General features: G+C 56.2%; 16 protein-coding genes. 12 read left to right on the top strand and 4 right to left on the bottom strand.

Annotation, left to right across the window (positions count from 1 at the left end):
- Positions 1 to 41 precede the first annotated feature (41 nt).
- From relA to eno, 4 genes are all read left to right on the top strand, one after another.
- Positions 42 to 2,273 carry a GTP diphosphokinase gene (relA, locus tag INF73_RS18130; protein ID WP_193541416.1) on the top strand — a complete coding sequence of 744 codons (2,232 nt, stop codon included), beginning with the start codon at positions 42 to 44 and terminating at the stop codon, positions 2,271 to 2,273.
- 65 nt (positions 2,274 to 2,338) lie between these two features.
- The gene (gene mazG / locus INF73_RS18125) at positions 2,339 to 3,130 is read left to right on the top strand and encodes a nucleoside triphosphate pyrophosphohydrolase (protein WP_045261274.1); all 792 of its coding nucleotides are present in this window, start codon (positions 2,339 to 2,341) and stop codon (positions 3,128 to 3,130) included.
- Positions 3,131 to 3,353: 223 nt separating this feature from the next.
- Positions 3,354 to 4,991, top strand: a complete 1,638-nt coding sequence (gene pyrG / locus INF73_RS18120; RefSeq protein ID WP_028014254.1) for a glutamine hydrolyzing CTP synthase — start codon at positions 3,354 to 3,356, stop codon at positions 4,989 to 4,991.
- Between the two features lie 81 nt (positions 4,992 to 5,072).
- Positions 5,073 to 6,371, top strand: a complete 1,299-nt coding sequence (gene eno, locus INF73_RS18115; RefSeq protein WP_006811784.1) for a phosphopyruvate hydratase — start codon at positions 5,073 to 5,075, stop codon at positions 6,369 to 6,371.
- A gap of 53 nt (positions 6,372 to 6,424) precedes the next feature.
- On the opposite strand, the gene INF73_RS18110 is transcribed toward eno, so the two are convergent.
- Both INF73_RS18110 and INF73_RS18105 read right to left on the bottom strand, forming a co-directional pair.
- A complete protein-coding gene (locus INF73_RS18110) occupies positions 6,425 to 7,534 on the bottom strand; it encodes an SDR family oxidoreductase (protein WP_193541418.1) in 1,110 nt (369 codons plus the stop codon).
- A gap of 357 nt (positions 7,535 to 7,891) precedes the next feature.
- Positions 7,892 to 8,716, bottom strand: a complete 825-nt coding sequence (locus INF73_RS18105; RefSeq protein WP_028014252.1) for a MurR/RpiR family transcriptional regulator — start codon at positions 8,714 to 8,716, stop codon at positions 7,892 to 7,894.
- 165 nt (positions 8,717 to 8,881) lie between these two features.
- Here INF73_RS18105 and INF73_RS18100 point away from each other — a divergent pair, with 165 nt between their 5' ends.
- From INF73_RS18100 to queE, 3 genes are read left to right on the top strand one after another with little or no spacing between them, the layout of a single operon-like run.
- Positions 8,882 to 10,441 carry a maltose/glucose-specific PTS transporter subunit IIC gene (locus tag INF73_RS18100; protein ID WP_041908418.1) on the top strand — a complete coding sequence of 520 codons (1,560 nt, stop codon included), beginning with the start codon at positions 8,882 to 8,884 and terminating at the stop codon, positions 10,439 to 10,441.
- Positions 10,441 to 11,148: an N-acetylmannosamine-6-phosphate 2-epimerase gene (locus tag INF73_RS18095; RefSeq protein WP_045261276.1), complete on the top strand. Its 708-nt coding sequence runs from the start codon at positions 10,441 to 10,443 to the stop codon at positions 11,146 to 11,148. The genes INF73_RS18100 and INF73_RS18095 overlap by 1 nt, the downstream gene beginning before the upstream one ends.
- Positions 11,149 to 11,202: 54 nt before the next feature.
- Positions 11,203 to 11,874, top strand: a complete 672-nt coding sequence (gene queE, locus INF73_RS18090) for a 7-carboxy-7-deazaguanine synthase QueE (RefSeq protein ID WP_028014249.1) — start codon at positions 11,203 to 11,205, stop codon at positions 11,872 to 11,874.
- Positions 11,875 to 11,903: 29 nt separating this feature from the next.
- Here queE and queD read toward each other — a convergent pair whose 3' ends face one another.
- Entirely contained in the window at positions 11,904 to 12,266 is a 363-nt protein-coding gene (queD, locus tag INF73_RS18085; protein ID WP_003862700.1) for a 6-carboxytetrahydropterin synthase QueD, read from the bottom strand.
- Positions 12,267 to 12,572: 306 nt separating this feature from the next.
- Between queD and cysJ the strand changes: the two genes are divergently transcribed.
- The 3 genes from cysJ to cysH are packed head-to-tail and all read left to right on the top strand — an operon-like array spanning position 12,573 to position 16,840.
- A complete protein-coding gene (gene cysJ / locus INF73_RS18080) occupies positions 12,573 to 14,378 on the top strand; it encodes an NADPH-dependent assimilatory sulfite reductase flavoprotein subunit (RefSeq protein WP_041908421.1) in 1,806 nt (601 codons plus the stop codon).
- A complete protein-coding gene (gene cysI, locus INF73_RS18075) occupies positions 14,378 to 16,090 on the top strand; it encodes an assimilatory sulfite reductase (NADPH) hemoprotein subunit (RefSeq protein ID WP_193541420.1) in 1,713 nt (570 codons plus the stop codon). The genes cysJ and cysI overlap by 1 nt, the downstream gene beginning before the upstream one ends.
- A gap of 15 nt (positions 16,091 to 16,105) precedes the next feature.
- Positions 16,106 to 16,840, top strand: a complete 735-nt coding sequence (gene cysH, locus INF73_RS18070; RefSeq protein ID WP_193541423.1) for a phosphoadenosine phosphosulfate reductase — start codon at positions 16,106 to 16,108, stop codon at positions 16,838 to 16,840.
- A gap of 71 nt (positions 16,841 to 16,911) precedes the next feature.
- Here cysH and INF73_RS18065 read toward each other — a convergent pair whose 3' ends face one another.
- Positions 16,912 to 17,955: an aminopeptidase gene (locus tag INF73_RS18065; protein WP_126344961.1), complete on the bottom strand. Its 1,044-nt coding sequence runs from the start codon at positions 17,953 to 17,955 to the stop codon at positions 16,912 to 16,914.
- 246 nt (positions 17,956 to 18,201) lie between these two features.
- Between INF73_RS18065 and cysG the strand changes: the two genes are divergently transcribed.
- Both cysG and cysD read left to right on the top strand, forming a co-directional pair.
- Positions 18,202 to 19,551, top strand: a complete 1,350-nt coding sequence (gene cysG, locus INF73_RS18060; RefSeq protein ID WP_193541457.1) for a siroheme synthase CysG — start codon at positions 18,202 to 18,204, stop codon at positions 19,549 to 19,551.
- Between the two features lie 9 nt (positions 19,552 to 19,560).
- Positions 19,561 to 20,469 (top strand): sulfate adenylyltransferase subunit CysD, encoded by a 909-nt coding sequence (gene cysD / locus INF73_RS18055; protein ID WP_008499613.1) that lies wholly within the window; start codon positions 19,561 to 19,563, stop codon positions 20,467 to 20,469.
- Positions 20,470 to 20,474 lie beyond the last annotated feature (5 nt).

The raw sequence follows: 20,474 nt of genomic DNA, 5'->3' as shown, positions 1-20,474 counted from the left end.
TTGTCGACTTCGACAGGCCCTGGTCCCTAAAGGAGAGGACAATGGTTGCGGTAAGAAGTGCACATCTCAATAAAGCTGGGGAGTTTGACCCACAAAAATGGATCGCAAGTCTGGGAATTTCCAGCCAGCAGTCGTGTGAACGCTTAACCGAAACCTGGGCCTACTGTCTGCGCACCACGCAGGGACACCCGGATGCCGATCTGCTCTTGTGGCGCGGTGTGGAGATGGTTGAAATCTTGTCCATGCTGAACATGGACATCGAAACGCTGCAGGCCGCGCTGCTCTTCCCCCTCGCGGATGCGGATGTGGTCAGCGAAGATGTGCTGCGCGACAGCGTCGGCAAATCCGTCGTTGCGCTGATCCACGGCGTGCGCGATATGGCGGCCATTCGCCAGCTAAAAGCCGCGCATACCGATTCCGTCTCCTCTGAGCAGGTTGATAACGTCCGCCGGATGCTGCTGGCCATGGTGGATGATTTTCGCTGCGTGGTCATCAAGCTGGCCGAGCGTATTGCCCATCTGCGTGAAGTGAAAGATGCGCCGGAAGACGAGCGCGTGCTGGCCGCCAAAGAGTGTACGAACATCTATGCGCCGCTGGCGAACCGCTTAGGTATTGGTCAGCTGAAATGGGAGCTGGAAGATTACTGCTTCCGCTATCTGCATCCGGCAGAATACAAGCGCATTGCCAAACTCCTGCATGAGCGCCGTATCGATCGTGAGCACTACATCGACGAGTTTGTCAGCGGGCTGCGCCAGGCCATGAAAGAAGAGAATGTGCGTGCCGAAGTTTACGGTCGGCCTAAGCACATTTACAGCATCTGGCGCAAAATGCAGAAGAAACACCTCGCCTTTGACGAGCTGTTTGACGTGCGCGCCGTGCGTATCGTGGCGGAGCGTCTGCAGGACTGCTACGCCGCGCTGGGGATAGTACATACTCACTTCCGCCACCTGCCGGATGAATTTGACGACTATGTCGCGAACCCAAAACCGAACGGCTACCAGTCCATTCATACCGTGGTGCTTGGCCCCGGCGGCAAAACGGTCGAGATTCAAATCCGCACCAAACAGATGCACGAAGACGCCGAGCTGGGCGTAGCCGCGCACTGGAAGTACAAAGAGGGCACTTCTGGCGGGGCACGCTCCGGCCACGAAGACCGCATCGCCTGGCTGCGCAAGCTGATTGCGTGGCAGGAGGAGATGGCCGACTCCGGCGAAATGCTCGACGAGGTGCGCAGCCAGGTCTTTGATGACCGTGTCTACGTCTTTACCCCGAAAGGGGACGTTGTCGACCTGCCGGCTGGCTCCACGCCGCTCGATTTTGCCTACCACATCCACAGCGACGTGGGGCACCGCTGCATCGGGGCGAAGATCGGCGGACGTATCGTGCCGTTTACCTATCAGCTGCAGATGGGCGACCAGATTGAAATCATTACCCAGAAGCAGCCAAACCCGAGCCGCGACTGGCTTAACCCGAACCTCGGTTACGTCACCACCAGCCGCGGGCGCTCCAAAATTCACGCCTGGTTCCGCAAGCAGGATCGTGACAAAAACATTCTTGCCGGTCGCCAGATCCTTGACGACGAGCTGGAGCATATCGGGATCAGCCTGAAAGAAGCAGAGAAATTCCTGCTGCCGCGCTACAACTTCAACGAGCTGGACGAGCTGCTGGCGGCGATTGGCGGCGGTGATATCCGTCTGAATCAGATGGTCAACTTCCTGCAGGCCCAGTTCAACAAGCCTAGCGCGGAAGAGCAGGACGCGGCGGCGCTGAAGCAGCTGCAGCAGAAAACCTATGTCCCGCAGCAGCGCAGCAAAGACAACGGCCGCGTGGTGGTCGAGGGCGTGGGCAACCTGATGCACCACATTGCCCGCTGCTGCCAGCCGATTCCGGGGGACGATATCGTCGGCTTTATCACCCAGGGGCGCGGGATCTCGATCCACCGCTCCGACTGCGACCAGCTTGCCGAACTGCAGTCCCACGCGCCGGAGCGTATCGTGGAAGCGGTCTGGGGGGAGAGCTACTCCGCCGGCTACTCGCTGGTGGTGCGCGTCACTGCCAACGATCGCAGCGGGCTGCTGCGCGACATCACCACCATTCTCGCCAACGAGAAGGTCAACGTGCTGGGCGTTGCCAGCCGCAGCGATACCCGCGAGCAGCTTGCCACCATCGATATGACTATCGAAATCTACAACCTGCAGGTGCTCGGCCGCGTGCTGGGCAAACTGAACCAGGTGCCGGATGTGATTGACGCGCGTCGTCTGCACGGCGGCTAAACATCCTCTTCCGTAGGCCGGGTAAGGCAACGCCGCCACCCGGCATTTTTCATCAGGACAGAACTATGACTCAAATCGACCGCCTGCTCGGCATCATGAAACGCCTGCGCGACCCGGAAAACGGCTGCCCGTGGGACAAGGAGCAGACTTTCGCGACCATCGCACCTTATACCCTCGAAGAGACCTATGAGGTGCTGGACGCCATTTCACGTGAGGATTTCGATGACCTGCGCGGTGAACTCGGCGACCTGCTGTTCCAGGTAGTGTTCTACGCCCAGATGGCGCAGGAGGAAGGGCGCTTTAACTTTGACGATATCTGTGCCGCTATCAGCGACAAGCTGGAGCGCCGCCATCCGCATATCTTTGGCGATGCCACCGCAGGAAACAGCGCAGAGGTGCTGGCCCGCTGGGAGCAGATTAAAAGCGCCGAGCGCGCTGAAAAGTCCCAACACTCTGCGCTGGACGACATCCCGCTGAGCCTGCCCGCGCTGATGCGCGCCCACAAAATTCAAAAGCGCTGCTCGGCGGTAGGATTTGACTGGGATTCCCTGGGACCCGTGCTGGATAAAGTGCATGAAGAGATCGACGAAGTGATGCACGAAGCGCAGCAGGCGGTGGTCGATGAAGCAAAGCTGGAGGAAGAGATGGGCGACCTGCTGTTCGCCACCGTCAATCTTTCTCGCCATCTAGGGGTAAAAGCGGAAACCGCGCTGCAAAAAGCCAACCTGAAATTCGAACGACGCTTTCGTGAAGTCGAGCGGATTGTGGCCTCGCGCGGCCTGGAAATGACCGGAATTGACCTCGACGCGATGGAAGAAGTCTGGCAGGAAGTAAAACGCCAGGAATCTGATCTCTAACGGAATTTTGCGATCAAGCGCAATTTGTGTGATTTTTTAAATGACAAGCGCTTGATTTGCGTCAAAAACATTTACCCAAAAGGGGCTATTTTCTCACTCCTTATGTTTGTCATGGCCTGGAATGGAGACGGAGAATGAAAGTTTGTGGCGCTCGCCGTGTTCGGGTATACTACTTTCCCGTCCTGGTTATTCCATCGTTTCACCCTAACTTCTCAGGTTCAGCATGACAACGAACTATATTTTTGTGACCGGCGGGGTCGTATCCTCTCTGGGTAAAGGCATTGCCGCAGCCTCCCTCGCAGCCATTCTTGAAGCCCGTGGCCTCAATGTGACCATGATGAAACTGGATCCGTACATCAACGTCGATCCTGGCACCATGAGCCCAACCCAACACGGGGAAGTGTTCGTTACTGAAGACGGCGCTGAAACCGATCTGGATCTTGGCCACTACGAGCGTTTCATTCGTACCAAAATGACCCGTCGTAACAACTTTACGACTGGCCGCATCTACTCTGACGTTCTGCGTAAAGAGCGCCGCGGTGACTACCTGGGCGCGACCGTGCAGGTTATCCCACACATCACTAACGCCATCAAAGAGCGTGTACTTGCCGGTGGCGAAGGGCATGACGTTGTGCTGGTTGAAATTGGCGGTACCGTGGGTGATATCGAATCACTGCCGTTCCTCGAAGCGATTCGTCAGCTGGCGGTAGACATTGGTCGTGAACACGCGCTGTTCATGCACCTGACGCTGGTGCCTTACATGGCGGCGGCAGGTGAAGTGAAAACCAAACCGACTCAGCACTCCGTTAAAGAACTGCTCTCCATCGGTATTCAGCCTGACATCCTGGTTTGCCGTTCCGATCGTGCCATTCCAGCGAACGAACGTGCGAAAATTGCATTGTTCTGTAACGTGCCTGAAAAAGCCGTTATTTCAATGAAAGATGTCGATTCCATTTATAAAATCCCGGGCCTGTTGAAATCACAGGGTCTGGACGATTATATTTGTAAACGATTCAGCTTGAACTGTCCGGAAGCTAACCTGTCTGAATGGGAACAGGTTATTTATGAAGAAGCGAACCCGGCAGGCGAAGTGACTATCGGTATGGTCGGCAAGTACATCGAACTGCCGGACGCCTATAAGTCCGTTATCGAAGCGCTGAAGCACGGTGGTCTGAAGAACCGCGTCTCCGTGAACATCAAGCTGATTGATTCGCAGGATGTTGAAACACGTGGCGTTGAAATTCTGAAAGATCTGGATGCTATCCTCATCCCTGGCGGCTTCGGCTACCGTGGTGTTGAAGGCAAGATCGCCACTGCACGCTATGCGCGTGAAAACAATATTCCATACCTCGGCATCTGCCTGGGTATGCAGGTTGCGCTGATCGAATTTGCGCGCAACGTAGCGGGAATGGAAAACGCGAACTCTACGGAATTTGTGCCAGACTGTAAGTACCCTGTCGTGGCGCTGATTACGGAATGGCGCGACGAAGACGGTAACGTCGAAGTCCGTACCGAGAAGAGCGATCTGGGTGGCACTATGCGTCTTGGCGCGCAGGCCTGCCAGCTGTCCGACGATAGCGTGGTTCGCAAGCTGTACGGCGAGCCGGTCATCACCGAGCGCCATCGTCACCGCTATGAAGTCAACAATATGTTGTTGAAACAAATTGAAGCCGCGGGCCTGCGTGTTGCGGGTCGCTCCGGGGACGATCAGTTAGTCGAGATCATCGAGGTGCCAAACCATCCGTGGTTTGTTGCCTGCCAGTTCCACCCGGAATTTACTTCAACGCCGCGTGATGGACATCCGCTGTTTGCAGGCTTCGTGAAAGCCGCCAGCGAGTACCAGAAGCGTCAGGCGAAGTAAAAAAGTTAGAACGGCAACGCGTACCAACGGTACGCGTTGTTTGTCTGGAGTTTTAGTTTAACTTGTACTGAGGAAAATCTAATGTCCAAAATCGTTAAAGTCATCGGTCGTGAAATCATCGACTCCCGTGGTAACCCGACCGTTGAAGCCGAAGTTCATCTGGAAGGTGGTTTCGTCGGTATGGCAGCTGCTCCATCAGGTGCTTCTACGGGTTCCCGTGAAGCGCTGGAACTGCGTGATGGCGACAAATCCCGTTTCATGGGCAAAGGCGTACTGAAAGCGGTTGGCGCTGTTAACGGTCCTATTGCTCAGGCTATCGTTGGTAAAGATGCCAAAGATCAGGCTGGCATCGACAAGATCATGATCGATCTGGACGGTACTGAAAACAAATCTAACTTCGGTGCGAACGCAATCCTGGCCGTTTCCCTGGCGAACGCCAAAGCAGCAGCCGCTGCTAAAGGTATGCCACTGTTCGAGCACATCGCTGAACTGAACGGCACCCCAGGCAAATACTCTATGCCTGTACCAATGATGAACATCATCAACGGTGGTGAGCACGCAGACAACAACGTTGATATTCAGGAATTCATGATTCAGCCAGTTGGCGCGAAAACCCTGAAAGAAGCGGTTCGTATGGGTTCTGAAGTGTTCCACAACCTGGCTAAAGTTCTGAAAGCTAAAGGTATGAACACTGCTGTTGGTGACGAAGGTGGCTACGCGCCAAACCTGGGTTCTAACGCAGAAGCACTGGCTGTTATCGCTGAAGCGGTTAAAGCAGCAGGCTACGAGCTGGGCAAAGACATCACCCTGGCGATGGACTGTGCAGCATCTGAATTCTACAAAGACGGTAAATACGTTCTGGCTGGCGAAGGCAACAAAGCGTTCACCTCCGAAGAGTTCACTCACTTCCTGGAAGACCTGACCAAACAGTACCCAATCGTTTCTATCGAAGACGGTCTGGACGAGTCTGACTGGGATGGTTTCGCATACCAGACCAAAGTACTGGGCGACAAAATCCAGCTGGTTGGTGACGATCTGTTCGTAACCAACACCAAGATCCTGAAAGAAGGCATCGAGAAAGGCATCGTTAACTCCATCCTGATCAAATTCAACCAGATCGGTTCTCTGACCGAAACGCTGGCTGCGATCAAAATGGCGAAAGACGCTGGCTACACCGCTGTTATCTCTCACCGTTCTGGCGAAACTGAAGACGCGACCATTGCTGACCTGGCTGTTGGTACCGCTGCTGGCCAGATCAAAACCGGTTCTATGAGCCGTTCTGACCGTGTTGCTAAATACAACCAGCTGATTCGTATCGAAGAAGCGCTGGGTGAAAAAGCACCTTACAACGGTCGTAAAGAGATCAAAGGCCAGGCATAATTGCTTAAGCCTTAACATGAAAATGCCAGTCGAATGACTGGCATTTTTTTTGGTTATTTAAAATCGACCGCCATCTGCTCGGGAATGGTTAGTCCCCGGGTGGTTTGCACGCAGCGGGCGATATAATCCGTAAAACGAGGTGGCTTCGGCATCCCCATGCTGAGCAGCTTATCGTTGCTGAAGCGCACGTTCAGCGTGGCAAAGGCACCGTATAAGCGCATCGCTCTCAGCATCAGACGTTCGTTGCACGGACCAAAAATGGTTTTCAGTTCACGGCGCATTTTGACCAGCGTTTCGTAGCTGACCTGCGCGTACTTATCGCCAACGGGCGCTTTCTCCAGCGCCTGCGCCATTGCCCGATCGATATCCGCAAAGCGAACGCTGTTCTCTTCCCCGGCAGAAATGTGTACCACTTCCCCCGGACGCGCGTTGCTGCTCAGCAGCATTAACATCGCGTCGGCGCAATAATCTACCGGGACAACGTCAATCCGGTCTTCCATCGAGCACATAAACTTCTGCAGCATCAGGCCCATGCTGAAGACCCAAAAGATACTGCTCGACGGCGTGCAGCCGTGGCGGGTATGGCCGACGACGATGGACGGACGGGCGATGAGCAGCGGCAGGTTAGGACATTCCTGGCGCATCAGCTGTTCGATGGTTGACTTCGAATACGTATATTCCACCAGGTGCTCAGCGTTTTCTATGAATTCCGCACTTTCGGCGACCAGCGAATCCTGCTCCGGCGTGCATGACATTGCGGTGCCTACATGCAGGAAACGCTGCAGCCCTGCGACCTGCTCCATGCGGCGCGCCAGCGCTAGCGTACCCTCTACGTTCACCTTCCAGATCAGCGGGTTATTGCCAAAAGACGCAACTGCCGCGCAGTTAACGACATGCGTAACCTGGTCCAGACGGGGATCGTTCAGAAAGGCTTCCGGCTGGCTAAGGTCGCCGATGAGGATATTATCTACGCTCAGGGAGGCCAGTTTCTCCTCAGAAATGTTGAACTTACGCATGTTCTCCTGCACGCGCGCCAGCCCGCTTTGCGGATCGCCGGCACGGGCAAGCAAAAGGAGTTTTACGGATTGATCGCTGGTCAGGATTTTTTCAAGTACTGCACCGCCCAGAAACCCGGTCACGCCTGTAATTAATAACATCTTCATTATTACCGTCTCATTATGATTGATGAGGCGGATTGTAGGCGCGCAAAAGTAAACGGCGTTTAAATAATAAAACGCCGGGACCGACTGCGTCTTAAGCTTATTTTAAGGAAAGGAAATCAGGTGAAAATATTGGACATTGCAGAAGGCGGAAAAATTCAATTTATTCATGTTTTTATTTTAACTTAATGATTTTAATCTGTTTTTGTCTCTGGGGTGGCGCGAGGGGAATAATTCAAACTGTAATAAACAAAATAATTTGTTACACCAAACATTTATCATATAAATGAATTGAGCCCTGCTTAAGTTAAATTGAGCAAAATAAAACGCAGGCTATTTTATTTAGCCTGCGAAGGGTTTTTAGAGCAGAAGAGGAAGCGTGGCGCTGGCCGTTTGCTGGCTGACGTCAGCGTAATGTCCATCCAGCGCAATCATGGATGTCGTAAGTAATTCGACCAGCAGCATCACCCCAACTTTGGCATTGAGCGCGCCCGCGCTAAGAGGGCCTTCTGGCTTGGCGGCCACCAGCAGCATATCGCTAAGAGACGCCAGCGGGCTGCGGGGCGTGTTGCTGAGCGCCAGAACCTTCACCCCGCGCTTGCGGGCAAGTTTCACCACGTGAAGTAAATCTCGCGTTGAACCGGAGCTGGAGATCGCCACCACCAGCGTCTCTGCCGAAAGCGTGGTCGCATTCATGGCTGCGCGGTGCATATCGCTAAACAGCTGTGCGGATTTACCCAGCCTTAATAACTTGTAATGGAGATACTCCCCGAGGATCGCGCTGGCCGCGACGCCATAAATCTGCACGGACTGCGCCTGATGCAGCGCCAGTGCGGCTTTTTCAAGCAGCGCGCGGTCGAGGAGTCTCGCGGTATCCTGCAAAGCCTGCACCGATTCATCCACCACGCTGTCAATCTCATCCCCCGCCTGACGCGCGGGCTGGCCCTGCTGAATATCCAGCGCCAGCGCCATTTTGAATTCGTTATACCCCTTACACCCCAGCGTCCGGCAAAGACGCGTCACGCTGGCCTCGCTGGTGTGGCTCTCTCGCGCCAGTTCGGTGATGGTCAGGTAGAGCACCCGGGCAGGGTCGCTGAGGACAAACTCACCGAGTTTTTGTTGCGTTGGGCTGTACCCGGAAGCCTCCTGGCGGAGCTTCAGCAGCAGGTTTTCATGGTCCGACATGCCACGTCCTTAATGTGTTTCACTGCGACTAGTGTGGCGGAAAGGGGGGGAAAGATGCCAGTCATTTTAAAAAAGTATGATCATCCTCCTGGTTTGTGATGATAATTTTCACTATAAAATGTTTATATGGTAAAAATTTTCATCTTTTAATGGGGGGATGAAAAAATGATGCAAATATTCAGTGGCGCTTCATCGGGTGGATGGTTTGAAAAAGCGCAGCGCTTTGGCAAATCCTTTATGTTGCCTATCGCCGTATTGCCCGCGGCGGGTCTGCTGCTCGGTATCGGCGGGGCGTTATCGAACCCTAATACGCTGGCGGCCTATCCGTTTTTAGATGTGAGCTGGCTACAGGCCATTTTCACCATCATGAGCAGTGCGGGTTCGATTGTGTTTGCGAACCTCTCGGTGCTGTTTGCGGTTGGGGTGGCCGTCGGGCTGGCAAAAAACGATAAGGGCACGGCTGGGCTGGCAGCGCTACTCGCGTTTCTGGTGATGAACGCCACCATCAACGCGCTGCTGATCCTCACCGGCAAACTGGCGCACGAGAACCCGGGCGCTGTAGGGCAGGGCATGACGCTGGGTATTCAGACGCTGGAAACCGGGGTGTTTGGCGGCGTGGTGATTGGTCTCGTGACCTGCGCGCTGCATCATCGGTTTAACAAGATAGCGCTTCCGCAGTTCCTGGGCTTTTTTGGCGGCTCGCGCTTTGTCCCGATTATCAGCTCGCTGGCGGCAATACTCGTTGGCGCGATCATGACCGTGGTCTGGCCGCATTTCCAGAAGCTTATTTTTGGTCTGGGCGGGCTGGTGGATGCCACCGGTTATCTTGGCACGCTGCTGTACGGCTTTATTTTGCGCATGCTTGGCCCGTTTGGTCTGCACCATATCTTCTATCTGCCGTTCTGGACCACCGCGCTCGGCGGCAGCGAGATCGTCAACGGCCACCTGGTTGAGGGCACGCAGCGGATCTTCTTCGCCCAGCTCGCCGACCCGAACACGCAGCATTTCTATGAAGGCACGTCACGCTTCATGTCCGGGCGCTTTATCACGATGATGTTTGGCCTGCTCGGCGCGTGTCTGGCGATGTACCACACGGCGAAACCGGAGAACAAAAAGCGCGTTGCCGGGCTGCTGCTCTCCGCGGCGTTAACCTCATTCCTGACGGGAATTACCGAGCCCATCGAGTTCTCCTTCCTGTTCATTGCCCCGGTGCTCTACGTCATTCACGCGCTGTTTGACGGGCTGGCGTTTATGCTCGCGCACATGCTGCACATAACCATCGGGCAGACCTTCTCCGGCGGTTTTATTGACTTCGTGCTGTTCGGCATATTGCAGGGGGAGGCCAAAACCAACTGGATGTTCGTTCCGCTGGTCGGCGTGCCGTGGTTCTTCCTCTACTACTTCACTTTCCGCTACCTGATTAACCGCTTTGATTTCGCCACGCCGGGCCGTGAAAAGGAGGCGATGGTTGATGACGTCAGCCTGCCGCAAAGCGAGCGCGCTGCGGCGGTGATCGCCGGGTTAGGCGGAAAAGACAATCTGGAAGAGGTGGACTGCTGCGCCACGCGGCTTCGCGTGACGGTCAAAGACGGCAGCAAAGTGAATGACGCGGCGCTGAAAGCCACCGGCGCGCGCGGCGTTATCGTGCGCGGTAACGGTGTACAGGTCATTTATGGCCCGCACGTCACGATTATCAAAAACGAAGTGGAAGAGATCTTATCGTAATGAAAAATGTACTGGATAACCTGAAGGGCAAACTGGTCGTCTCCTGTCAGGCGCTGGAAAACGAACCGCTGCACAGCCCGTTTATCATGTCGCGAATGGCGCTGGCGGCGGCACAGGGCGGAGCCTTCGCCATTCGCGCCAACAGCGTGGTGGATATCGAGGCCATTAAGCAGCAGGTGTCTTTACCGGTTATCGGCATCATCAAACGGGACTATCCAGGGAGCGAAGTATTTATCACCGCTACGATGAAAGAGGTGGATGAGCTCATGGCCGTCTCTCCGGAAATCATTGCCCTTGATGCGACGGCGCGGGAACGTCCTGGCGGTGAATCCCTGGAAACACTGGTCACGGCCATCCGCTCACGTTACCCCTCGGTACTGCTGATGGCAGATATTTCCACCGTAGACGAAGCCGTGACGGCGCAGACGCTTGGCTTTGACTGCGTCGGTACCACGCTGTACGGCTATACGGCGGAAACGGCAGGCCATACGCTTCCGGAGAATGACTGTGCGTTCCTGAAAGCGGTGCTGGCGGCCGTGACGGTCCCCGTGGTTGCCGAAGGCAACGTGGATACGCCCGAGCGCGCGGCCCGGTGTCTGGCGCTGGGCGCGCATACGGTCGTTGTCGGCGGGGCGATCACCCGCCCACAGCAAATTACCGCGCGCTTTATGGCGGCGATTAGCGCGCAAAGCACCGATGGAGCATGACCATCCGACGGGGATCTGCGATACTTATCGTTTATCCCCTTTACTGAGATGACTATGCAGTACCCGATTAACGAGATGTTCCAGACCCTGCAAGGCGAGGGTTACTTTACCGGCGTTCCCGCTATCTTTATTCGTTTACAGGGATGCCCGGTTGGCTGTGCCTGGTGTGATACCAAACATACGTGGGATAAGCTCGCAGATCGGGAAGTGTCGCTGTTTAGCATTCTGGCGAAAACCAAAGAGAGCGATAAGTGGGGCGCGGGCAGTGCAGAAGACCTGCTGGCCATTATTGGTCGCCAGGGCTGGACGGCTCGCCACGTCGTCATCACCGGCGGCGAACCCTGCATTCACGATCTGACGCCGCTGACCGAGCTGCTCGAAAAGAACGGCTACAGCTGCCAGATTGAGACCAGCGGCACCCATGAAGTGCGCTGCTCGCACACCACCTGGGTGACGGTATCGCCAAAAGTGAATATGCGTGGCGGGTATGACGTGCTGTCTCAGGCGCTGGAGCGCGCGGATGAAATTAAGCATCCGGTAGGACGCGTACGTGATATCGAAGCGCTGGATGAACTGCTGGCGACGCTGACGGATGAGAAGCAGCGGGTAATCGCCCTACAGCCGATCAGCCAGAAAGAGGATGCGACGCGCCTGTGCATTGAAACCTGCATTGCGCGCAACTGGCGCCTGTCGATGCAGACGCACAAGTATCTGAATATTGCCTAAAAAAAAGCCCGGTTTTGCCGGGCTTTTTTTTACTCTCCGCGATACACGCAGCCTGCCGTGCAGGTTTCTTTGATCATCACCGCGCTCAGCAGCGGTACCAGCGGCTTCATCTGATCCCAGATCCATTTTGCCAGCACTTCGCTGGTCGGGTTTTCCAGACCCGGAATATCGTTGAGATAGTAGTGATCCAGACGATCGTAGGTCGGCTTAAACGCGGCCTTCAGCTCGGCAAAGTCCATGATCCAACCGGTATGCGGATCAACTTCACCGGTGATCTCAAGACGCACCATAAACGAATGCCCGTGCAGGCGGCCGCATTTATGTCCTGCAGGAACGTGCGGAAGGTGGTGGGCGGCTTCGAAGGTGAAATCTTTAAACAGTGTGGTGGACATGATCGCTCTCAGTAATGCGGAAAAAACCGCCGCATAGTACCGGAAAGCACAATTTTTAGCATTAACTAAAACGGCTCTGAACGTTCAATGCCCGGTATTCAGGGTGATTATTGGTTTTTATTCTTTTATTTCAGATGGTTATTCAATCGTTTTTATCGCTAAGAACGATAACTAAAACAGGTTAGTCCATTTGGTTATTTATTATTTCCATCCCTTCTTTAATTGTTATTATCCACGCCGTTAACCTTATCTTCAGTTTGGATTTATTCGCTTAAAGTCCGCTTGGCTACTGGAACATAACGACGCATGACAACACAGGCCCCACCTTCAAATTTGCTTCCCCTTAACCCGGAGCAACTGGCGCGCCTTCAGGCTGCCACCTCTGATTTTTCTCCCACTCAGCTTGCCTGGGTCTCCGGTTATTTCTGGGGAATGCTCAACCAGCAGCCTGGCGCGGTGGCTGGCGCACCGGCAACGGCCGTGGAAATTCCTGCCATTACGCTGATTAGCGCCTCGCAGACGGGCAACGCCCGCCGCGTGGCCGAAGCGCTGCGTGATGATCTGCTGGCCGCCAAACTGAACGTGAACCTGGTCAACGCCGGGGATTATAAATTCAAACAAATCGCGTCAGAAAAACTGCTGGTGATGGTCGCCTCGACCCAGGGGGAAGGTGAACCCGCTGAAGAAGCGGTGGCGCTGCACAAGTTCCTGTTCTCAAAAAAAGCCCCTAAGCTGAACGGCACGGCGTTTGCCGTATTTGGCCTGGGCGATACCTCCTATGAATTCTTCTGCCAGTCCGGTAAAGACTTCGACAGCAAGCTGGCGGAGCTGGGCGCGGAGCGCCTGCTGGACCGCGTGGACGCGGATGTGGAATACCAGACTGCCGCCGCTGAATGGCGTGCGCGCATCGTTGAGGTGTTGAAAGCCCGCGTCCCGAAAGAGACGCCAGCGCAGGCCGCGGTGACCGCTGCGGGCACCGTCAATGAGATCCACACCAGCCCGTACACCAAAGAGTCGCCGCTAACGGCGAGCCTGTCGGTGAACCAGAAAATTACGGGCCGCGACTCGGAAAAAGACGTGCGCCATATTGAAATCGATCTTGGCGACTCCGGCCTGCGCTATCAGCCTGGCGATGCGCTGGGCGTCTGGTATCAGAACGATCCGGCGCTGGTGAAAGAGCTGGTGGAACTGCTGTGGCTGAAGGGTGACGAGCCCGTCACCGTTGACGGCAAAACCCAGCCACTTTCAGAGGCGCTGCAGTGGCATTTCGAGCTGACGGTGAACACCCCGAATATCGTCGAGAATTATGCCACCCTAACGCGCAGCGAATCCCTGCTGCCGCTGGTGGGCGACAAAGCGAAGCTGCAGCATTACGCCGCGACGACGCCGATTGTCGATATGGTGCGTTTCTCTCCGGCACAGCTGGATGCCGATGCGCTGATCGGTCTGCTGCGTCCGCTGACCCCACGCCTGTACTCTATCGCCTCTTCCCAGGCGGAAGTGGAAAGCGAAGTTCACGTTACCGTCGGCGTGGTGCGCTACGACATCGAAGGCCGCGCCCGCGCGGGTGGGGCATCAAGCTTCCTGGCGGACCGCGTGGAAGAAGAGGGCGAGGTGCGCGTCTTTATCGAGCACAACGACAACTTCCGCCTGCCGGCGAACCCGGAGACGCCGGTGATCATGATTGGCCCGGGCACCGGCATCGCGCCGTTCCGCGCCTTTATGCAGCAGCGTGCCGCGGACGACGCGCCGGGTAAAAACTGGCTGTTCTTTGGCAACCCGCACTTTACCGAAGATTTCCTCTACCAGGTTGAGTGGCAGCGCTACGTCAAAGAGGGCGTACTGACCCGCATCGATCTGGCCTGGTCCCGCGATCAGAAAGAAAAAGTATACGTACAAGACAAACTGCGCGAACAGGGCGCAGAGCTGTGGCGCTGGATCAATGACGGTGCCCACATTTATGTCTGCGGCGACGCCAATCGCATGGCGAAAGACGTTGAGCAGGCACTGCTGGAAGTGATTGCCGAATTCGGCGGTATGGATGCCGAAGCGGCGGATGAATTTTTAAGTGAGCTGCGCGTTGAGCGCCGTTATCAGCGAGATGTCTACTAATGAGCGAAAAACATCCAGGGCCACTGGTGGTCGAAGGTAAACTGACAGACGCCGAGCGCATGAAGCTGGAAAGCAACTATCTGCGCGGCACCATTGCTGAAGATCTGAATGACGGCCTGACCGGCGGTTTCAAAGGCGACAACTTCCTGCTGATCCGTTTCCACGGCATGTATCAGCAGGACGACCGCGATATCCGCGCCGAGCGCGCAGAACAGAAGCTGGAGCCGCGCCACGCGATGCTGCTGCGCTGCCGCCTGCCGGGTGGAGTGATCACCACCAAACAGTGGCAGGCAATCGACAAATTTGCGGGTGAAAACACGATTTATGGCAGCATCCGCCTGACCAACCGTCAGACCTTCCAGTTCCACGGGATTCTGAAGAAGAACGTGAAGCCGGTGCACCAGATGCTCCACTCCGTGGGTCTGGACGCGCTGGCGACCGCCAACGACATGAACCGTAACGTGCTCTGCACCTCGAACCCATACGAGTCAGAGCTGCACGCCGAAGCGTATGAGTGGGCGAAGAAAATTTCCGAGCACCTGCTGCCGCGTACCCGCGCCTATGCGGAGATCTGGCTCGATCAGGAGAAAGTCGCCACCACCGACGAAGAACCGATTCTCGGTCAGACCTACCTGCCGCGTAAGTTCAAAACCACGGTGGTGATCCCGCCGCAGAACGACATCGATCTGCACGCCAACGACATGAACTTCGTGGCGATTGCCGAAAACGGCAAGCTGATTGGCTTTAACCTGCTGGTGGGCGGCGGCCTGTCTATTGAGCACGGTAACAAGAAAACCTACGCCCGCACCGCGAGCGAGTTCGGCTTCCTGCCGCTGGAGCACACGCTGGCCGTGGCGGAAGCGGTAGTGACCACCCAGCGCGACTGGGGCAACCGTACCGACCGTAAAAACGCGAAAACCAAGTACACTCTGGAGCGCGTGGGCGTTGAAACGTTCAAAGAGGAAGTGGAGCGTCGTGCGGGGATCAAATTTGAGCCGATCCGCCCTTACGAATTCACCGGTCGCGGCGATCGCATCGGCTGGGTGAAAGGCATCGACAATAACTGGCACCTGACGCTGTTCATTGAAAATGGCCGTATTCTGGATTATCCGGGCCGCCCGCTGAAAACCGGTCTGCTGGAAATCGCTAAGATCCACAAAGGCGAGTTCCGTATCACCGCTAACCAGAACCTGATCGTCGCCAGCGTGCCGGAAAGCGAAAAGGCGAAAATTGAGGAGCTGGCGCGCGAGCACGGGTTGATGAATGCGGTGAAGCCACAGCGTGAAAACTCGATGGCCTGCGTTTCGTTCCCGACCTGTCCGCTGGCGATGGCCGAAGCCGAGCGTTTCCTGCCGTCATTCACCGACAAAGTGGAAGCGATTCTGGAAAAACACGGTATTCCGGACGAGCATATTGTTATGCGCGTGACGGGCTGCCCGAACGGCTGCGGTCGCGCGATGCTGGCCGAGCTGGGGCTGGTGGGGAAAGCGCCGGGCCGCTATAACCTGCACCTGGGCGGTAACCGTATCGGCACGCGTATCCCGCGTATGTTCCGCGAGAACATTACCGAGCCGGAAATTCTCGATTCCCTCGACGTGCTTGTCGGGCGCTGGGCAAAAGAGCGCGAAGCGGGTGAAGGCTTTGGCGACTTTACGGTGCGTGCGGGCATCATTCGCCCGGTGCTCGATCCCGCCAGGGATTTCTGGGAGTAACCACGAGAGGTAATTATGTCCGAACTCGATCTAAACGCCCTTAATAACCTGACAAAAGTCGAACGCATTCTGGCCCTGGCAGAAACTAACGCTCACCTTGAAAAGCTGGACGCCGAAGGGCGCGTGGCGTGGGCGCTGGAAAACCTGCCGGGAGAGTATGTGCTCTCATCAAGCTTTGGTATTCAGGCGGCGGTCAGTTTGCATCTGGTGAATCAGATCCGTCCGGACATACCGGTGATCCTCACCGATACCGGCTACCTGTTCCCGGAAACCTACCAGTTTATCGACGAGCTGACGGACAAGCTCAGGCTGAACCTTAAAGTCTACCGCGCAACGGAAAGCGCGGCCTGGCAGGAGGCGCGCTACGGCAAGCTGTGGGAGCAGGGCGTTGAGGGCATTGAAAAATACAATGAAATCAACAAAGTTGAGCCGATGAACCGGGCGCTGAAAGAGCTGAACGCCCAAACGTGGTTTGCCGGCCTGCGCCGCGAGCAGTCCGGGAGCCGCGCAACGTTGCCGGTGCTGGCGGTACAGCGCGGTGTGTTCAAAGTGTTGCCGATTATCGACTGGGATAACCGCACGGTGTATCAGTACCTGCAAAAACACGGGCTCAAGTACCATCCGCTGTGGGATCAGGGCTACCTGTCGGTGGGCGACACCCACACCACGCGCAAATGGGAGCCGGGAATGGCGGAAGAAGAGACGCGATTCTTCGGGCTGAAGCGCGAGTGCGGGCTGCACGAAGGGTGATCCTTTATCCTCCCTCTCCCTGTGGGAGAGGGTTGGGGTGAGGGCATCAGGCCCCGCTATACTTAAAAACATCAGGCTTTGCCCGCTTTCGCCAGCTCCTTCACCAGCGGCAGCATCACTTTCACCACGTCCCGGCTGCGGTGCTCAATCCGCTGCGGCAGCGTTTTATCAATGTGCTGCTGATTATCCAGCCGCACGTCATGCCAGCTGGTCCCGTCCGGGAACGCTTTCGATTTAGCGCGCTGCTGATAGCCATCCTTTTTGCCCAGCGCCCAGTTCGTCGCCTCGACGTACAACACCGGAATGCCTGCCTTATCAAACACTTCCCCGTCGTTACAACAGCCAGTGCCTTTTGGATAATCCGGGTTACCGCCTGGGTTTGTTGCGGCATAGACGCCATGCGTACGGGCAAGCGCCAGCGCACGGTCGCGGGTGAGTTTACGCACGCTGCGCGGCGTGCTCTGTCCACTATTAAAATAGAGCTTATCGCCCACGATCAGGTTATCGAGGTTAATCACCAGCAGCGTATTTTTCTTCTCCTCAGCGCTCATCCGTTTAAGGAGATTCTCAGCGCCGAGTTTTCCTTCTTCTTCGCCGCTGGTCGCCACAAAGCGAATACCGTATTTCGTCGGAATATTTTTAAGGCGTTCAGCCAGTTCAAGCATCACGCCCAGACCTGCTGCGTTATCGTCCATGCCCTGCAGCGTCAGTCCCCCGAGGTTATTATCAATATCGGCGTCGCTCATTGGCGCATAGGTATCCAGGTGCGCCATGATAATAATCTGCTCAGCCGCTTTCCCCTCATGCGCCGCAATCACCGTGCTGCCGGTCACGTTATGCCAGTTTTGCGTTTTATTGCGTGAGGTATAGATGTAGCGGCTGTGAAACGAGCGTATGTCACTCTGGTAGCCCATCTGTGCAAACTGCTGGCGAATATAGTCGGCGGAGAGCATCTCCGCGGGTGAACCGGTCATGCGGCCAGGGAAAACCGTCGCAATATGTCGCGCCTGCATAGTGGCGATTTCACCATAAGGTTGATTTTTTGCCTGAGCCGGAAGGATAAAGCAAACGCCGAGCGCCAGGGCAGCAATACGGTGGCGCGTTGCGGAAAACATAGTGAGTCCTTAAAAACAGAGCAAAATAATAACGTGCATAGTATGAAACTGTGATCGTCCATACACAATTTGAATTGCTCTTAAATGCCCGAAATTTCGCGTGTTAAGCATTTTTTGGTATTTGCTTTTTCACGGCGTTATTCCATTGAGTAACTACTCATTCCAATTCGTAATTTCATTCGATCTAAGCCGCCCCCTATAGTCCCTCTATTCCTCGTTGTTTGTGAGTTGTTGCCTGTGGACTATCTGCCCCTTTTTGCCGCCTTAAAAGACCGACCGGTACTGGTTGTCGGCACGGGAGAAATTGCCGATCGCAAAATCGCGTTTTTGCAGCGCGCAGGGGCACAGGTGCGGGTTGTTGAAGAGGCGGATTTCGACGAGTCACAGATCGACAGCGTGGTGCTGGTGATTGCGGCGACTGAAAATCGGGAACTTAACCGGCGGGTCTCCGACGCGGCCCAGGCCCGTTACCGTCTGGTGAACGTGGTGGACGACCAGCCTTTATGCTCGTTTATCTTCCCGTCGATCGTTGACCGCTCGCCGCTGCTGGTGGCGATCTCCTCCGGCGGCACCGCGCCGGTGCTGGCGCGCGTGCTGCGGGAAAAGATCGAAGCGCTGCTGCCGACCAGCCTCGGGCGCATGGCGGAGAAAGCCAGCTACTGGCGCAACCATCTGAAAACCCGCCTGACCAGCGTGACGGAACGCCGTCGCTTCTGGGAGCGCGTATTTCGCGGCCGCTTTGCCAGCCTGATGCAGGCGGGCAATGAGACGGCGGCGCAGAAAATTCTCGAAGACGAACTGGATAACCCCGGCAGTACGGGCGGGGAAATTATTCTGGTGGGAGCCGGGCCGGGCGATGCCGGTTTGCTGACGCTGCGCGGCCTGCAGGTTCTGCAGGATGCGGACGTGGTGTTTTACGACCACCTGGTCACCGACGGCGTGCGCGAGCTGATCCGTCGCGATGCGGAGCAAATCTGCGTCGGCAAACGGGCGGGGGAACACTCCGTGCCGCAGCACGATACCAACCAGATGCTGATTGCCGCCGCGAAAGCGGGCAAAACCGTGGTGCGTCTGAAAGGGGGCGACCCGTTCATTTTCGGTCGCGGCGGTGAAGAACTGCAGGCGGCAGCCGAGGCGGGCGTACCGTTCCAGGTGGTGCCCGGCATCACGGCGGCGTCAGCCGTGACGGCCTACGCCGGCATTCCGCTGACCCATCGCGATTACGCCCAGAGCGTCACCTTTGTGACCGGGCACTACAAGGCCAACAGCACGCCGTTCGACTGGTCGCACCTCGCCCAGAGCCGACAAACGCTGGCGATATACATGGGCACGATGAAGGCGGCAGACATCAGCGAACAGCTTATTCAGCACGGTCGCGAGGCGACGACGCCCGTTGCCGTCATTTCTCGCGGTACGCGCGTCGATCAGCATGTCGCTATCGGCACATTACAAGACCTTGCAACCCTGGCGAAAGACGCCCCGATGCCTGCCCTGATCGTGGTGGGAGAGGTGGTGCAGCTGCACAGCACCCTCGCCTGGTTCCAACACACAACCGATACAGAAGGCTTTGGTTCTTCTGTTGTAAATTTGGCTTAAGGAACGGTTATGGACCAAAAACGACTTACTCACCTGCGGCAGCTCGAAGCGGAAAGTATCCATATTATCCGCGAAGTGGCCGCCGAGTTCTCTAACCCGGTGATGATGTACTCCATCGGTAAAGATTCCAGCGTCATGCTGCACCTGGCCCGTAAAGCGTTTTATCCGGGCACGCTGCCGTTCCCGCTGCTGCACGTGGATACCGGCTGGAAATTCCGCGAAATGTACGAATTCCGCGACCGTACCGCCAAAGCCTACGGCTGCGAGCTGCTGGTGCACAAAAATCCGGAAGGGGTGGCGATGGGCATTAACCCGTTCGTCCACGGCAGCGCCAAGCATACCGACATCATGAAAACCGAAGGGCTGAAGCAGGCGCTGAACAAGTACGGTTTTGACGCGGCCTTCGGCGGCGCGCGGCGTGACGAAGAAAAGTCCCGCGCCAAAGAGCGTATCTACTCCTTCCGCGACCGCTTCCATCGCTGGGATCCGAAAAACCAGCGCCCGGAGCTGTGGCACAACTACAACGGCCAGATCAACAAGGGCGAAAGCATTCGCGTCTTCCCGCTCTCTAACTGGACCGAGCTGGATATCTGGCAGTACATCTATCTGGAAAACATCGAGATTGTTCCGCTGTACCTGGCCGCCGAGCGCCCGGTGCTGGAGCGCGACGGCATGCTGATGATGATTGACGACGATCGTATCGACCTGCAGCCGGGTGAAGTGATCAAAAAACAGATGGTCCGTTTCCGTACCCTCGGCTGCTGGCCGCTGACCGGCGCGGTGGAATCGAACGCGCAGACGCTGCCGGAGATCATCGAAGAGATGCTGGTGTCCACCACCAGCGAGCGACAGGGGCGCGTGATTGACCGCGACCAGGCAGGCTCCATGGAGCTGAAGAAACGTCAGGGTTATTTCTAAGGAGC

Origin of the sequence: Enterobacter cloacae complex sp. P6RS (assembly GCF_014982245.1) — a bacterium.
Lineage (GTDB): Bacteria > Pseudomonadota > Gammaproteobacteria > Enterobacterales > Enterobacteriaceae > Enterobacter > Enterobacter bugandensis.
The sequence above is the reverse complement of the archived record's forward strand: the minus strand, read 5'-3'. Positions and strand labels throughout refer to the sequence as shown.

Coding starts and splice junctions, on each gene's coding strand:
- relA (WP_193541416.1), top strand. CDS start 42: ATGGTTGCGGTAAGAAGTGCACATCTCAATAAAGCTGGGGAGTTTGAC.
- mazG (WP_045261274.1), top strand. CDS start 2,339: ATGACTCAAATCGACCGCCTGCTCGGCATCATGAAACGCCTGCGCGAC.
- pyrG (WP_028014254.1), top strand. CDS start 3,354: ATGACAACGAACTATATTTTTGTGACCGGCGGGGTCGTATCCTCTCTG.
- eno (WP_006811784.1), top strand. CDS start 5,073: ATGTCCAAAATCGTTAAAGTCATCGGTCGTGAAATCATCGACTCCCGT.
- INF73_RS18110 (WP_193541418.1), bottom strand. CDS start 7,534: ATGAAGATGTTATTAATTACAGGCGTGACCGGGTTTCTGGGCGGTGCA.
- INF73_RS18105 (WP_028014252.1), bottom strand. CDS start 8,716: ATGTCGGACCATGAAAACCTGCTGCTGAAGCTCCGCCAGGAGGCTTCC.
- INF73_RS18100 (WP_041908418.1), top strand. CDS start 8,882: ATGATGCAAATATTCAGTGGCGCTTCATCGGGTGGATGGTTTGAAAAA.
- INF73_RS18095 (WP_045261276.1), top strand. CDS start 10,441: ATGAAAAATGTACTGGATAACCTGAAGGGCAAACTGGTCGTCTCCTGT.
- queE (WP_028014249.1), top strand. CDS start 11,203: ATGCAGTACCCGATTAACGAGATGTTCCAGACCCTGCAAGGCGAGGGT.
- queD (WP_003862700.1), bottom strand. CDS start 12,266: ATGTCCACCACACTGTTTAAAGATTTCACCTTCGAAGCCGCCCACCAC.
- cysJ (WP_041908421.1), top strand. CDS start 12,573: ATGACAACACAGGCCCCACCTTCAAATTTGCTTCCCCTTAACCCGGAG.
- cysI (WP_193541420.1), top strand. CDS start 14,378: ATGAGCGAAAAACATCCAGGGCCACTGGTGGTCGAAGGTAAACTGACA.
- cysH (WP_193541423.1), top strand. CDS start 16,106: ATGTCCGAACTCGATCTAAACGCCCTTAATAACCTGACAAAAGTCGAA.
- INF73_RS18065 (WP_126344961.1), bottom strand. CDS start 17,955: ATGTTTTCCGCAACGCGCCACCGTATTGCTGCCCTGGCGCTCGGCGTT.
- cysD (WP_008499613.1), top strand. CDS start 19,561: ATGGACCAAAAACGACTTACTCACCTGCGGCAGCTCGAAGCGGAAAGT.